Below are 14,600 nucleotides of genomic sequence, written 5' to 3'. Positions count from 1 at the left end.
CATGACTGTCAATCTCAGCACCGCCAACGAATTCATTGCCCGTCATATCGGCCCGCGCCAGGCGGACGAACAGGCCATGCTCGAAACCCTCGGTTTCGACTCCCTGCAAGCCCTCAGCGCCAGCGTGATCCCCGACAGCATCAAGGGCACCAGCGTCCTTGACCTCGGGGCCGGGCAAAGCGAAGCCGACGCCCTGGCGTCGATCAAGGCCATCGCCGCAAAAAACCAGCTGTTCAAGACCTATATCGGCCAGGGCTACTACAACTGCCATACGCCGTCGCCGATCCTGCGCAACCTCCTGGAAAACCCGGCCTGGTACACCGCCTACACCCCCTACCAGCCGGAAATCTCCCAGGGCCGCCTGGAAGCGCTACTGAATTTCCAGACCCTGATCAGCGACCTCAGCGGCCTGCCGATCGCCAATGCCTCGCTGCTCGACGAAGCCACCGCCGCCGCCGAAGCCATGACCTTCTGCAAGCGCCTGAGCAAGAACAAGGGCAGCAACGCCTTCTTCGCCTCCGTGCACTGCCATCCGCAGACCCTCGACGTATTGCGCACCCGCGCCGAACCCCTGGGCATCGACGTGGTGGTCGGCGACGAACACCAACTGACCGACGTCAGCCCGTTCTTCGGCGCCCTGCTGCAATACCCGGCGAGCAACGGTGATCTGTTCGACTACCGCGCCCTGACCGAGCGTTTCCACGCCGTCAACGCCCTGGTGGCGGTTGCCGCCGACCTGCTGGCGCTGACCCTGCTGACCCCGCCGGGCGAGTTCGGCGCCGACGTGGCCATCGGCAGCGCCCAACGCTTCGGCGTACCGCTGGGCTTCGGTGGCCCGCACGCGGCCTACTTCTCCACCCGCGATGCGTTCAAGCGCGACATGCCTGGCCGTCTGGTCGGCGTCTCGGTCGACCGTTTCGGCAAGCCGGCCCTGCGCCTGGCCATGCAGACCCGCGAGCAACATATCCGTCGCGAGAAAGCCACCAGCAACATCTGCACCGCCCAGGTCCTGCTGGCCAACATCGCCAGCATGTACGCGGTGTATCACGGTCCAAAAGGCCTGACCCAGATCGCCCGGCGCATCCACAGCCTCACCGCGATCCTCGCCAAGGGCCTCGACGCACTGGGCCTGGCGGTCGAGCAGGAACACTTCTTCGACACCCTGACCCTGAACACCGGCGTGCATACCGCCGCCCTGCACGAACAGGCCCGCGCCCAGCGCATCAACCTGCGTGTCGTGGATGCCCAGCGCCTGGGCCTGTCCCTGGACGAAACCAGCAGCCAGGCCGATATCGAAGCCCTGTGGAAACTGCTGGCCGGCGGCAAGGCCGTGCCGGACTTCAACGTGCTTGCCGCGTCGCTGGAAAGCCGTATCCCGGCCGCCCTGGTGCGCCAGTCGGCAATCCTCAGCCACCCGGTGTTCAACCGTTATCACTCGGAAACCGAGCTGATGCGCTACCTGCGCAAGCTGGCCGACAAGGACCTGGCCCTGGATCGGACCATGATCCCGCTGGGCTCCTGCACCATGAAGCTCAACGCCGCCAGCGAAATGATCCCGGTGACCTGGGCCGAATTCGGGGCCCTGCACCCGTTCGCCCCGGCCGAGCAGAGCGCCGGCTACCAGCAACTGACCGATGAGCTGGAAGCGATGCTCTGCGCCGCCACCGGTTACGACGCGATTTCCCTGCAACCGAACGCCGGTTCCCAGGGCGAATACGCCGGCCTGCTGGCGATCCGTGCCTACCACCAGAGCCGTGGCGATGAACGCCGCGATATCTGCCTGATCCCGTCGTCGGCCCACGGTACCAACCCGGCCACCGCCAACATGGCCGGCATGCGCGTGATCGTCACCGCCTGCGATGCCCGCGGCAACGTCGATATCGAGGACCTGCGAGCCAAGGCTATCGAGCACCGCGAACACCTTGCCGCGCTGATGATCACCTACCCGTCGACCCACGGCGTGTTCGAGGAAGGTATCCGCGAAATCTGCGGCATCATTCATGACAACGGCGGCCAGGTATACATCGACGGCGCCAACATGAACGCCATGGTCGGCCTCTGTGCCCCGGGCAAGTTCGGCGGCGACGTGTCGCACCTGAACCTGCACAAGACCTTCTGCATTCCCCACGGCGGTGGCGGCCCGGGCGTCGGTCCGATCGGCGTGAAGTCGCACCTGACCCCGTTCCTGCCGGGTCATGCCAGCATGGAACGCAAGAAAGGCGCGGTGTGCGCGGCGCCGTTCGGCAGCGCGAGCATCCTGCCGATCACCTGGATGTATATCCGCATGATGGGTGGCGAAGGCCTCAAGCGCGCCTCGCAACTGGCGATCCTCAATGCCAACTACATCGCCCGACGCCTGGAAGAGCACTACCCCGTGCTCTACAGCGGCAGCAACGGCCTGGTGGCGCACGAGTGCATCCTTGACCTGCGCCCGTTGAAGGACAGCAGTGGCATCAGTGTCGATGACGTCGCCAAGCGCCTGATCGACTTCGGCTTCCACGCCCCGACCATGTCGTTCCCGGTGGCCGGCACCCTGATGATCGAGCCGACCGAAAGCGAATCCAAGGAAGAACTGGACCGTTTCTGCGACGCCATGATCCACATTCGCGAAGAAATCCGTGCGGTGGAAAACGGCAGCCTGGACAAGGACGACAACCCGCTGAAGAACGCCCCGCACACCGCGGCGGAGATCGTCGGCGAGTGGTTCCATCCGTATAGCCGCGAACAAGCGGTGTACCCGGTGGCGTCGTTGATCGAAGCCAAGTACTGGCCACCAGTGGGACGTGTCGACAACGTGTTCGGCGACCGCAACCTGGTCTGCGCTTGCCCGTCGATCGAGAACTACGCCTGACCCCCTGTGGGAGCCGGCTTGCCGGCGATGAACGACGACACGGTCTTGCTGAAGGACCGCGTCGCCCCAATCGCCAGCAAGCCGGCTCCTACAGGAGACCGTGTCCATCACCATAATAAGAATGATCCCGGAGAACCCACATGTCCCTGAGCGTGTTCGACCTGTTCAAGATCGGCATCGGTCCCTCCAGCTCCCACACCGTCGGTCCGATGCGCGCAGCCGCGCGTTTCGTCGAGGGCTTGCGGCGCGAGCAACTGCTGTCACAGACCACCAGCGTCAAAGTCGAGCTGTACGGCTCGCTCGGCGCCACCGGCAAAGGCCACGGCAGCGACAAGGCCGTGCTCCTGGGCCTGGAAGGTGAACACCCGGATACCGTCGATACCGAAACCGTCGCCGCCCGCCTGCAGACCATCCGCAGCAACGGACGCCTGAATCTGCTCGGCGAACACTCCATCGAATTCAATGAAAAACTCCACCTGGCGATGATCAGGAAACCCCTGGCCTATCACCCCAACGGCATGATTTTCCGCGCCTTCGACGCCGCCGGCATCCAGATCCGCAGCCGCGAGTACTACTCGGTGGGCGGCGGTTTCGTGGTCGATGAAGACGCCGCCGGCGCCGACCGCATCGTCGAGGACAGCACACCGCTGACCTTCCCGTTCAAAAGCGCCAAGGAACTGCTCGGCCATTGCACCACCTACGGCCTGTCCATCAGCCAGGTGATGCTGACCAACGAAAGTGCCTGGCGCCCGGAAGCGGAAACCCGCGCCGGCCTGCTGAAGATCTGGCAGGTCATGCAGGACTGCGTCGACGCTGGTTGCCGCAATGAAGGCATCCTGCCCGGCGGGTTGAAGGTCAAACGCCGCGCCGCCGCACTGCACCGGCAATTGTGCAAGCACCCGGAAGCGGCACTGCGCGATGCGCTGTCGGTGCTGGACTGGGTCAACCTCTACGCCCTGGCGGTCAATGAGGAAAACGCCAACGGCGGCCGTGTGGTCACCGCGCCCACCAATGGCGCGGCCGGGATCGTCCCGGCCGTGCTGCATTACTACATGCGCTTCATTGCCGGCGCCAACGAGGACGGCGTGGTGCGGTTCCTCCTCACCGCCGCCGCCATCGGTATTCTCTACAAGGAAAACGCCTCGATCTCCGGTGCCGAAGTCGGCTGCCAGGGCGAAGTCGGCGTGGCCTGCTCGATGGCCGCCGGGGCCTTGTGCGAAGTGCTCGGCGGCACGGTGCAACAAGTGGAAAACGCCGCCGAAATCGGCATGGAACACAACCTCGGCCTGACCTGCGACCCCATTGGCGGATTGGTACAAGTGCCGTGCATCGAACGCAACGCCATGGGTTCGGTGAAAGCCATCAACGCCGTGCGCATGGCCTTGCGCGGCGACGGCCAGCACTTCGTCTCCCTCGACAAGGTGATTCGTACCATGCGCCAGACCGGCGCCGACATGAAAAGCAAATACAAGGAGACCGCCCGCGGCGGTCTGGCCGTCAACATCATCGAGTGCTGACCCTCATTCAAGGGGAGTGGCTTTGCCTATCCCCTCCACACCCTACAAGGAGCTGCAATGTCCACCGAATCCCTCAAGCAAACCCCGCTGCACGCCCTGCACCTGCAACTCGGCGCGCGCATGGTGCCATTTGCCGGCTATGACATGCCGGTGCAATACCCTCTGGGTGTGATGAAAGAACACCAGCACACCCGTGAAAAAGCCGGGCTGTTCGATGTCTCGCACATGGGCCAGATCCGCCTGGTCGGCGCCGCTGCCGCCAAGGCCCTGGAAGCCCTGGTGCCGGTGGACATCGTCGACCTGCCGGTGGGCATGCAGCGTTATGCGATGTTCACCAACGAATCCGGTGGCATCCTCGATGACCTGATGGTCGCCAACCTGGGCAACGACGAACTGTTCCTGGTGGTCAATGCCGCCTGCAAGGAACAGGATCTGGCGCACCTGCAAAAACACCTGGGCCATCTGTGCCAGGTCCTGCCCCTGTTCGAGGAGCGCGCCCTGCTCGCCCTGCAAGGCCCGGCCGCGGTCAGCGTGCTGGCGCGCCTGGCCCCGGAAGTGACAAAAATGACCTTCATGCAGTTCGCCGCCGTGCGCCTGCTGGGGGTCGACTGCTACGTCAGCCGCTCCGGCTACACCGGCGAAGACGGTTTCGAGATTTCCGTACCGGCGGCCAGCGCCGAGGCCCTGGCCCGCAGCCTGCTGGCCGAAGCCGAGGTCGAGGCCATCGGCCTGGGGGCCCGTGACTCGCTGCGCCTCGAAGCCGGTCTGTGCCTATACGGGCACGACATGAATACCGACACCTCCCCGGTAGAGGCCAGCCTGCTCTGGGCAATCTCCAAAGTGCGGCGCGCCGACGGTGCGCGGGCCGGCGGCTTCCCTGGCGCCGAGGCGATCTTTGCCCAGCAGCAACAGGGTGTGTCACGCAAACGTGTGGGCCTGTTACCGCAAGAACGCACACCGGTGCGTGAAGGCGCGGAAATCGTCGATCAGGACGGCAAGGTGATCGGCAACGTCTGCAGCGGCGGCTTCGGTCCGACCCTCGGTGCCCCTCTGGCCATGGGCTATGTAGACAGCTCGCAGGCCGCCCTGGAGAGTGAAGTCTGGGCCATCGTGCGCGGCAAGCGCGTCCCCCTCAAGGTGAGCAAAATGCCGTTTGTGCCACAGCGTTACTACAGGGGCTGATACACCGCTATCAACAGGGGTTGATACCCCCTGTTGATACTTACAGTAACAACTAAGCCTTAGACGAAACAACGCACTACCTTGTCACGCAACCGCCACAAAACAGTGCATATATTCATTCATGAACTTGTTTTATAACAGTCGACAATAAGCCCCCCCCAGCTGGGGCACAGCGACAATCTGCAAGGCCAGACACCCCCTGTAAACAGGCGTAAACCCGGGTTTGCGCAGGGCTTGTTTTTTCTCCCGGAGTTGGCGTAGAGTTTCTCTACTGTGTTTGCATGGGTCGCTTGGAATCGTGACCTGGGCAGTAGCCTGAAGTTTGCTACAACCCGTTCGACGTCTCTTACTTTCCTGCAACCCAGCCCAGTACTCTTTCATATGAAAGGGACTGTCATTAATTTTAGCGTCAAGGAAATAAGAAAATGGCTGATCGTCAGAAGGGTATCGTCAAGTGGTTTAACGACGAGAAAGGTTTTGGTTTTATCACTCCAGAAAGCGGTCCGGATCTGTTCGTCCATTTCCGCGCTATTCAGGGCAACGGTTTCAAGAGCCTGAAAGAAGGCCAAAAAGTGACCTTCATCGCCGTGCAGGGCCAGAAAGGCATGCAGGCGGATGAAGTGCAAGCGGAAGCCTGATCCCCCGGGAACCAACCTTCTTGCAATGAAAAGCCCCTGATATTGATATCAGGGGCTTTTTTATTGACGCAATTTCGTAAAATGGCTTTTTTCAGCCCCCACAGAGAGAGCCGCCATGTCGAAACACGCGCTGAGCCCCCAGGGCGATTTTCCCGCCGCCGGCCTGGGCCGTCGCCTGGCCGCGATGTTCTATGACTTCTTGCTGTGTACGGCGCTGCTGATCGTCACCGGCTTTGTCTACAAGCTGGTGCAGATGGCGATTGTCGGCGAGCAGCAACTGCGCAAGCTATCCGATGCCGGGGCACTGGACGGCGACCCGCTGCTGTCGACGATCCTGGTGTTCGTGCTGTTCGGCTTTTTCGCCAAGTTCTGGACCTACAAGGGCCAGACCCTGGGCATGCAGGTCTGGGGGATTCGCGTACAGAACGCCGACGGTACGGCCATCAGTCTCTGGCAGGCGCTGCTGCGGTTTATCGTGTCCATTGCCTCCTGGCTGTTCGGCCTGGGTTTCCTCTGGTCGCTGGTCGACAAGCAAAAACGCAGCTGGCACGACATCTACTCCAATAGCCAGTTGGTCCGGCTGCCCAAGCCAGCCAGGTGAGCAGGCAAAAAAAAGCCCACCTGTTCCGAGGCGGGCTTTTTCATACGGCGACTTCAGTCGGGCTTATTCAGCCAGCTTGAAGGTAATGAAGCTGGCACGTCCCTGACGCAGCACGCGCATGGACACCGAACGATTCTTCGGCAGAGCCTTGGCAATCTCGGTGAACTGCGCCGCGCTGGTGATCGCCTGGTTGTTCAGGTGGGTGATCACATCGCCTGGCTGCAGGCCGATCAAGGCCGCGGGACCGTCCTGGACGTCCTTGATGACCACGCCACCCTTGAGGTCATTGTCTTTCTTCTGGTCATCGCTCAGCTCGACCACGGAAATCCCCAGGCGGTTGCTGCTGCGCTCGGCGCCGTTGGCCTTGGCGATATCCATTTCCTTGCCTTCGTCCGGAATCGCACCGACCGTCAGGTCCACGGTCTTGCGTTTGCCTTCACGAATCACTTCCAGGGAGGCTTTCTCACCGGCTTTCAACGCGCCGACCAGATGCGGCAGATCGGCCGACAGCTCGATCGGCTGGCCGTTCATGCTGAGGATCACGTCACCGACCTGCAAGCCACCCTTGGCGGCCGGGCCACCGTCCTGCACCTGGGCGACCAGGGCTCCGGCCGGTTTGTCCAGGCCAAACGACTCGGCCAGGTCCTTGTTGACCTCCTGGATCACCACCCCCAACCAGCCACGGCTGACCTTGCCGCCGGCCTTCAGTTGATTGGATACGTCCATGGCCACATCGATCGGGATCGCGAAGGAAACCCCCATGAAGCCACCGGAACGGGTGTAGATCTGCGAGTTGATCCCGACCACTTCACCCTTGAGGTTGAACAGCGGACCACCGGAGTTACCCGGGTTGATCGGCACGTCGGTCTGGATGAACGGGACATAGTTCTCGTTCGGCAGGCTGCGTCCCACGGCGCTGACGATGCCCTGGGTCACGGTATGGTCAAAGCCAAATGGCGAACCGATGGCCACGACCCACTGGCCGGCCTTCAGGTCCTTGGACTTGCCCAACGTGAGGGTCGGCAGGTCCTTGCCGTCGATCTTCAGCAGCGCCACGTCGGAACGCGGATCGGTGCCTACCAGCTTGGCCTTGAGCTCACTGCGATCAGCCAGGCGTACCACGATCTCGTCCGCGTCGGCGACCACGTGGTTGTTGGTCAGGATGTAGCCGTCCTTGGAGATGATGAACCCCGAGCCCAGGGACTGGGCTTCACGCTGGCGACCACCGCCACTGCCACCGCCTTTTGGACTGCGCGGCTGCGGGAAACCACGGAAAAATTGCTGGATTTCCGGCGGCAGGCCTTCCAGGCCCTGTATGTCGGAGACCTTGCGATCCGGCAGTTTCTGGGTGGTGCTGATGTTGACCACCGCAGGCGAAGCCTGCTCCACCAGTTGGGTGAAGTCGGGCAAGTCAGCGGCCTGGGCGGTCAACGCCTGGCCGAGCACCAGGACGGTGGCGACAATGGACAGATAAGACTTCAAGCGTGGCATCGACATATGGCTCCCGTGAACAACGAGCATGATTAAGCGATAGGCCCCAGCAAACCCCGGGCATGACACGCCGGGACTTCTGGACCGGAAACAGCAAACAAGGCCAGAGCCGAGAAGCTCTGACCTATAGGAAAATTCAGGGATATTTGCAAATGAATTTGATCACCAGACATTTCCGCACCAGCCCCCAGCAAGCCTCATGATTCAGCTGCTCATTGCTTGGCCTGAGCGTCACCGGAACGCATGGACAGCGCAATCCGTTCGGCGGTACCGATCGGAATCTCCCCCACCACCGTGACCATGATATCGCCGCCCGGCGTGGTCAGGCGTCGAGACACCGCGACCGTCGGCCCCAACTGGGCCCGGGCGTCTGTCACCGAGGCACCGTTGAGGGGTTCAAGGAACACCGAAAACCGTGAAAGACCGTCGTCATACATCAAGCTGCTGACCTGGACCTTGGTCGCCGGGTCGACCCGCGCCGTGCTGCTGACCAGTTCAAAACCCGCTGGCAGCCAGTCCGAATGCCACAACTGGGCTGCCGCAGCCCCCAGTGCCTGCGCCTTGGGCTGGGCCTGGTTGGTCAACAGGACCACCGGCTTGCACTCGGCACTTGGCTGCACCTGGCTCTCCTCGGGAGGCTGGGTGGTATTCAATTCAGTGAACTGGAAGCGTTCGAGCAACTGCCCCTTGTCATTGAGCAACAATGACTTCAAGGGCAAACCGGTCTCACGGTCCAGATGCAGTTCAAAACCATAACGGTGCTGGTCACGCGGCGTCAGCGAAACCACCACGGCCGGACGACCGGCCACGCGCGACTTGCCGACGACAGCGATGTCATACCAGGTCTTGAGTGTTTGCGGATCCAGCGGGCGGGTATGGGAATCGGGCATATCGCCGAGCCCCGCCACCAATGCACCACTGACGCACTGGGTGTGACCATCGACGCGAACAACCTCTTGTGCCGAGCCATCGAGCTGGATCAGACGTTCACGAACCTTGCCATCGCGCACCAGGTGCCAGATGCCATGGGTAGAAAAACTACCGTTGCGTTCGTAGACGAAAGTGCCCTGAAAGCTTTGCTGCTGCTCGGCTTGCCCAAGACGGTTCAACCAGTCCTGGGCCTCATCGGCCTGGGCTGGAAGAACCCACCAGCCACTGAGCACCAGCGTTAGAAGAGGTAGCGCGCGCATGATCCTCCTTAACGGTTTTCCAGGCTGGCGGCACGGGCATAAGGCAGAGCGCTTTCAGTGCCCTTGAGTGCGGCCTGTTGCGCATGCTGGCGCAGGTAGCCTGGTAGACGCTGGTCGTGCCAGCCGGACTGGCCTTGTTGCAACACGCCATTGGCCATCGGGCCAGTCGCCTGGTCGCGGCTTTCAGTGTAGCCGGCCAGCACCGCAGGGCCTTTGGCCGTCGGCGCAACCAGACCTGGCTGGTTCGACTGCTGGGCCAGTTGGGCACCGACGATGTCATCCTGGTTGTACAGACGTACACCGGCCAGCACGGCCAAGGTGACCGAAGCCGCCACGGCCAGACGCCCGAGGGTACGCCAGGGACCACGAGTAGTTTTCGCCGGGACTTCCTCACCGGCCAGGGCCGCGGAAACAGCCGAGGCGAGATCCAGGCGCGGGTCCAACAGTTCTTTGTGCATCACTGCCCGGGCGATTTGGTAACGAGACCAGGTGGCACGGGTCTCGGCATCGTCAAGGGCATTGAGCACCCGACGCAATTCCAGTTCATCCGCTTCGTTATCCATCACCGCGGACAGCGATTCCTGCAGGGCTTCACGACTCATGGCGGTTCCTCTCTTGGCTGTCGCCGCTGTCTCAGGTTTCCTGCAACAACGGCTGCAGGGCTTTATCGATGGCCTCCCGAGCGCGGAAAATCCGGGAGCGCACGGTGCCCACCGGACACTGCATGACCGCTGCAATGTCCTCATAACTCAGACCGTCGAATTCACGTAAAGTTAAAGCCGTACGCAAATCTTCTGGCAGCTGCTGGATGGTCCGATGGACAGTGCCTTCGATCTCATCCCGCAGCAATGCACGCTCCGGCGACTCGAGGTCCTTGAGGCCATGATCGCCGTCGTAGAACTCCGCGTCCTCTGAACTCACATCGCTGTCTGGTGGCCTGCGACCGCGGGACACCAGATAGTTCTTCGCCGTGTTGATGGCGATGCGGTAGAGCCAGGTGTAAAAGGCACTGTCACCGCGAAAATTGCCCAACGCACGGTAGGCTTTGATAAAGGCTTCTTGTGCAACGTCCTGGGCTTCATGGGTGTCGTGCACGAATCGCACGATCAACCCGAGAATTTTGTGCTGATACTTCAGCACCAGCAGATCAAATGCCCGCTTGTCGCCGCGTTGAACGCGCTCGACCAGCTGCTGATCCTCTTCCTGGGTTAGCATGAACACTCCTCATAGGACCTGAAGGAGGCGCGCATCGCTAATTGACCAGGCTTGCAAACATAGACTCGGGCTTCTGGCAAAAGTTCTCCCCCTTCAAGCAAGTTTCCTGTGATCCGCCGAACGGACACACACGAAAAACGCAGCACGGCCAGCGCCGACTGCGTGAATAATCTGGTCGTCGAATCTGCTTGCGCGGGCCGTCTCAGGCACCTCGCACAAAGCCGACGCTGTCCCCTTCTTTCAGGCACCCCGCATGGGAGCCCGGAGCCCCGTAAAAGTTCCCGGAACCCCCAGCGGGTGATGGCATTGTGATGGTTATGCTGACCACGGCTGCCTGAGCCTTGGTTATAGCTGAAAAATCATCGCCTTACCCTGCAAAAGCGCATGCATGGCGGCATGGACTGGCGCACACTCAACGCCCACAGCCCTTTCACAATGCCACAAAGGCCCGGCTATTGTGCCGCTCCCCCCAGCCATATACTAGTGGGCTGTCGGGCGGGGCCCGGTAACTGCCCCCGGGCGCTTTTTTCGGATGTTTCAGATGAGCCGACATTTTCAACACGATGTGCTGGTGATTGGCAGTGGTGCCGCCGGCCTGAGCCTGGCGCTCACCCTGCCCAGCCATCTGCGCATTGCCGTACTGAGCAAGGGCAACCTGGCCAATGGTTCGACCTTCTGGGCCCAGGGCGGGGTCGCCGCGGTGCTCGACGACACCGACACCGTGCAGTCCCACGTCGAGGACACCCTCAACGCCGGCGGCGGCCTGTGCCACGAAGACGCCGTGCGCTTCACCGTCGAGCACAGCCGCGAGGCCATCCAGTGGTTGATCGACCAGGGCGTGCCGTTTACCCGCGACGAAGCAGCCAGCGCCGATGACGGCGGTTTCGAGTTCCACCTGACCCGCGAGGGCGGCCACAGCCATCGGCGCATCATCCATGCCGCCGATGCCACCGGCGCGGCGATCTTCAAGACCCTGCTGGAGCAAGCCCGCCAGCGCCCCAATATCGAGCTGCTGGAACAACGGGTCGCCGTCGACCTGATCACCGAAAAACGCCTGGGCCTGGCCGGCGACCGCTGCCTGGGCGCCTACGTACTCGATCGCGGCACCGGTGAGGTCGACACCTATGGCGCGCGCTTCACCGTGCTCGCCTCGGGTGGCGCAGCCAAGGTCTACCTCTACACCAGCAACCCCGACGGCGCCTGCGGCGACGGCATCGCCATGGCCTGGCGTTCAGGCTGCCGGGTGGCGAACCTGGAGTTCAACCAGTTCCACCCCACCTGTCTGTATCACCCGCAGGCCAAGAGTTTCCTGATCACCGAGGCGCTGCGTGGCGAAGGCGCGCACCTGAAGCTGCCCAACGGCGAACGTTTCATGCCGCGTTTCGACCCACGGGCCGAGCTGGCGCCACGGGACATCGTGGCCCGGGCCATCGACCATGAAATGAAGCGCCTGGGGATCGACTGCGTCTACCTGGATATCAGCCACAAGCCTGAAGCCTTTATCAAGGCGCACTTCCCGACGGTGTACGAGCGCTGCCTGGAATTCTCCATCGACATCACCAAAGGCCCGATCCCGGTGGTCCCGGCCGCGCACTACACCTGCGGCGGGGTGCTGGTGGACCAACAGGGCCGCACCGATGTCCCCGGCCTGTACGCCATCGGCGAGACCAGCTTCACCGGCCTCCACGGCGCCAATCGCATGGCCAGCAACTCGCTACTCGAATGCTTCGTCTACGCCCGCTCGGCGGCGGCCGACATTCTCCAGCAGCTGCCGCAGGTCGCCGTACCGGCCGCGCTGCCGAGCTGGGATGCGAGCCAGGTAACCGACTCGGACGAGGACGTGATCATCGCGCACAACTGGGACGAGCTGCGGCGTTTCATGTGGGACTATGTCGGCATCGTGCGCACCAACAAGCGCCTGCAACGGGCACAACACCGGGTGCGCCTGCTGCTGGACGAGATCGATGAGTTTTATAGCAACTACAAAGTCAGCCGCGACCTGATCGAGTTGCGCAACCTGGCCCAGGTCGCCGAACTGATGATTCGTTCGGCGATGGAACGCAAGGAAAGCCGGGGCCTGCATTACACCCTCGACTATCCGGACCTGTTGCCCGAAGCGCTGGACACTATCCTGGTGCCGCCCACCTACGCCGACTGAATTTCAAGCGTACGCGCAGGCGCCGATGCATGTCCGGCGCCTGTGCATCCCAGGGCACACACAGCGCACGGACCCGGCGCTCACCCGGCAAACGAAAACGCAGCACCACCAGCCACGGCAAGGCCAGGCTGTCGCGGCACAACTGCACCGACTGCCAGCCCGTGGCCTGACTCCACAGTTGCCAGCCCTGCTCGTCGCGGCGCAAACCGGTAAAAGCCGACGGATGACTCAGCAACAACTGCCGTGGCAGCACCCAGGCGCCATGGGCCAGGCACAGCAAAGCCCCGGACAGACTTGCCCAGAGCGGAATATCCAGCAGACAAAGCGAAACCAGGGCCAGGCCGAGAGCCCCGAGATAGGCCGCCGGCAACAGCCGTGAGGCCTGCCAGCGACATTCGAACAGATTACTTGGGCTGGACACGATCCAGGATCATGCGAACCATTCGCTGCAACTCAGGATCTTCCGACTCGGAGCGCTCCATGAACCAGCCGAACATGTCCTGATCTTCGCATTCGAGCAGGTTGCGATAGCAGTCTCGGTCGGCCTGGCTCAGATGCGGGTACACCTCCCTGACGAACGGTACCAGCAACACATCCAGCTCCAGCATACCGCGGCGGCTGTGCCAATAGAGGCGATTGAGTTCTACATCTTCGACCATGGAGCGCTCCTCAAATTTGAGCGCAAGTATACAGCCCCGCGCGCGCGCCGACAGTCGGCTTTGGTCGGGGGCGCCGGCAGCGTTGTGAACTACCCATTTGCCAGGCGCCCCTCTATGATGTCTCCCATCCTTTTGCCGCTGCGATGACCCATGGCCGATTCCGCTTTTTTCTGCACGCTGACCCACGAAGGCGTTCTTGCCGTTCGCGGCACCGACGCCGCCAAGTTCCTCCAGGGCCAACTGACCTGCAACCTCAACTACCTGAGTGACGCCCGGGCCAGCCTCGGTGCGCGCTGCACGCAAAAAGGCCGCATGCAGTCGAGTTTTCGTATCCTGCTCGAAGGCGACGGCGTGCTGCTGGCAATGGCGAGCGAGCTGCTGGAAGCGCAACTGGCGGACCTGAAAAAATACGCCGTGTTCTCCAAATCCAAACTCACCGACGAAAGCGCCGGCTGGGTCCGCTTCGGGCTCGGCGACGCCGACGCCGCCTTGCGTGGCCTGGGCCTTGAGCTGCCGAGCGAGACCGATGCGGTGGTCCGCGCGGACGGCCTGATCGCCCTGCGGGTTTCCCCGGCGCGCAGCGAACTCTGGGTCCCGGCGGACCAGGCCGCTCGGGTCCGCGAGCAACTGGCCGGAGCGTTGCGCGAAGCCGATCTGAACACCTGGCTGCTGGGTCAGGTGCGGGCCGGGATCGGCCAGGTCATGCCACAGACCCGCGAACTGTTTATCCCGCAAATGCTCAATTTGCAGGCCGTCGGTGGCGTAAGCTTCAAAAAAGGCTGTTATACAGGGCAGGAAATCGTCGCCCGCATGCAGTACCTGGGCAAGCTCAAACGCCGCCTCTATCGTCTGGCGCTGGTCGCCGAGCAACTGCCGGAGCCGGGTAGCGCGCTGTTCGCCCCCTCCCATGGCAGTGCCATCGGTGAAGTGGTGATTGCCGCCCAGGCGGAAAATGGCATTGAACTACTGGCCGTTCTGCAGGCCGAAGCTGCAGAAGCAGGTCATGTCCATCTGGGTGATTTGCAAGGTCCGGCCCTGACACTGCTGGACCTGCCCTATCAACTGGATCGCGACAGCGAAATCCAGCGTTAACCGCAC

13 protein-coding genes are annotated in these 14,600 nt (G+C 62.5%); 7 read left to right on the top strand and 6 right to left on the bottom strand.

Annotated features, from left to right (window positions below):
- The first annotated feature begins 1 nt into the window (after position 1).
- The 5 genes from gcvP (at position 2) to AC07VG_RS05490 (ending at position 6,789) form a co-directional block, all read left to right on the top strand.
- Positions 2-2,851, top strand: coding sequence for an aminomethyl-transferring glycine dehydrogenase (gene gcvP / locus AC07VG_RS05510; RefSeq protein ID WP_495020619.1), 2,850 nt, complete (start codon positions 2-4; stop codon positions 2,849-2,851).
- Positions 2,852-2,991: 140 nt separating this feature from the next.
- Positions 2,992-4,368 (top strand): L-serine ammonia-lyase, encoded by a 1,377-nt coding sequence (locus AC07VG_RS05505; RefSeq protein ID WP_495002414.1) that lies wholly within the window; start codon positions 2,992-2,994, stop codon positions 4,366-4,368.
- A gap of 57 nt (positions 4,369-4,425) precedes the next feature.
- Positions 4,426-5,550 (top strand): glycine cleavage system aminomethyltransferase GcvT, encoded by a 1,125-nt coding sequence (gcvT, locus tag AC07VG_RS05500; protein WP_495002413.1) that lies wholly within the window; start codon positions 4,426-4,428, stop codon positions 5,548-5,550.
- A gap of 425 nt (positions 5,551-5,975) precedes the next feature.
- Positions 5,976-6,188 carry a cold-shock protein gene (locus tag AC07VG_RS05495; protein ID WP_495002412.1) on the top strand — a complete coding sequence of 71 codons (213 nt, stop codon included), beginning with the start codon at positions 5,976-5,978 and terminating at the stop codon, positions 6,186-6,188.
- A 115-nt stretch (positions 6,189-6,303) separates the two neighbouring features.
- Positions 6,304-6,789 carry an RDD family protein gene (locus tag AC07VG_RS05490; RefSeq protein WP_495002411.1) on the top strand — a complete coding sequence of 162 codons (486 nt, stop codon included), beginning with the start codon at positions 6,304-6,306 and terminating at the stop codon, positions 6,787-6,789.
- Positions 6,790-6,852: 63 nt separating this feature from the next.
- Here the strand turns inward: AC07VG_RS05490 and AC07VG_RS05485 are convergent, their stop codons facing one another.
- The 4 genes from AC07VG_RS05485 to rpoE all read right to left on the bottom strand — a co-directional run bounded on the left by AC07VG_RS05485 (position 6,853) and on the right by rpoE (position 10,685).
- Entirely contained in the window at positions 6,853-8,286 is a 1,434-nt protein-coding gene (locus tag AC07VG_RS05485) for a DegQ family serine endoprotease (RefSeq protein WP_495002410.1), read from the bottom strand.
- A 206-nt stretch (positions 8,287-8,492) separates the two neighbouring features.
- On the bottom strand, positions 8,493-9,470 hold the full coding sequence (locus AC07VG_RS05480; protein WP_495002409.1) for a MucB/RseB C-terminal domain-containing protein: 978 nt from the start codon (positions 9,468-9,470) through the stop codon (positions 8,493-8,495).
- An 8-nt stretch (positions 9,471-9,478) separates the two neighbouring features.
- Positions 9,479-10,072: a sigma-E factor negative regulatory protein gene (locus AC07VG_RS05475; protein ID WP_495002408.1), complete on the bottom strand. Its 594-nt coding sequence runs from the start codon at positions 10,070-10,072 to the stop codon at positions 9,479-9,481.
- 31 nt (positions 10,073-10,103) lie between these two features.
- Positions 10,104-10,685 (bottom strand): RNA polymerase sigma factor RpoE/AlgU, encoded by a 582-nt coding sequence (gene rpoE / locus AC07VG_RS05470; RefSeq protein WP_017127586.1) that lies wholly within the window; start codon positions 10,683-10,685, stop codon positions 10,104-10,106.
- A 541-nt stretch (positions 10,686-11,226) separates the two neighbouring features.
- On the opposite strand from rpoE, the gene nadB reads away from it, so the two are divergent.
- Positions 11,227-12,843: an L-aspartate oxidase gene (gene nadB / locus AC07VG_RS05465; RefSeq protein ID WP_495002407.1), complete on the top strand. Its 1,617-nt coding sequence runs from the start codon at positions 11,227-11,229 to the stop codon at positions 12,841-12,843.
- On the opposite strand, the gene AC07VG_RS05460 is transcribed toward nadB, so the two are convergent.
- Complete coding sequence (locus AC07VG_RS05460) at positions 12,812-13,264, bottom strand: protein YgfX (protein ID WP_495020618.1); 453 nt, start codon at positions 13,262-13,264, stop codon at positions 12,812-12,814. The two genes, nadB and AC07VG_RS05460, sit on opposite strands and share 32 nt — an antisense overlap.
- Entirely contained in the window at positions 13,248-13,502 is a 255-nt protein-coding gene (locus AC07VG_RS05455; protein ID WP_100944438.1) for an FAD assembly factor SdhE, read from the bottom strand. The genes AC07VG_RS05460 and AC07VG_RS05455 overlap by 17 nt, the downstream gene beginning before the upstream one ends.
- Positions 13,503-13,652: 150 nt before the next feature.
- Here AC07VG_RS05455 and ygfZ point away from each other — a divergent pair, with 150 nt between their 5' ends.
- On the top strand, positions 13,653-14,594 hold the full coding sequence (gene ygfZ / locus AC07VG_RS05450) for a CAF17-like 4Fe-4S cluster assembly/insertion protein YgfZ (RefSeq protein WP_495002405.1): 942 nt from the start codon (positions 13,653-13,655) through the stop codon (positions 14,592-14,594).
- The last annotated feature ends 6 nt before the right edge of the window (positions 14,595-14,600 follow it).

This window comes from Pseudomonas sp. GW821-FHT03C07 (assembly GCF_059420925.1).
The sequence above is the reverse complement of the archived record's forward strand: the minus strand, read 5'-3'. Positions and strand labels throughout refer to the sequence as shown.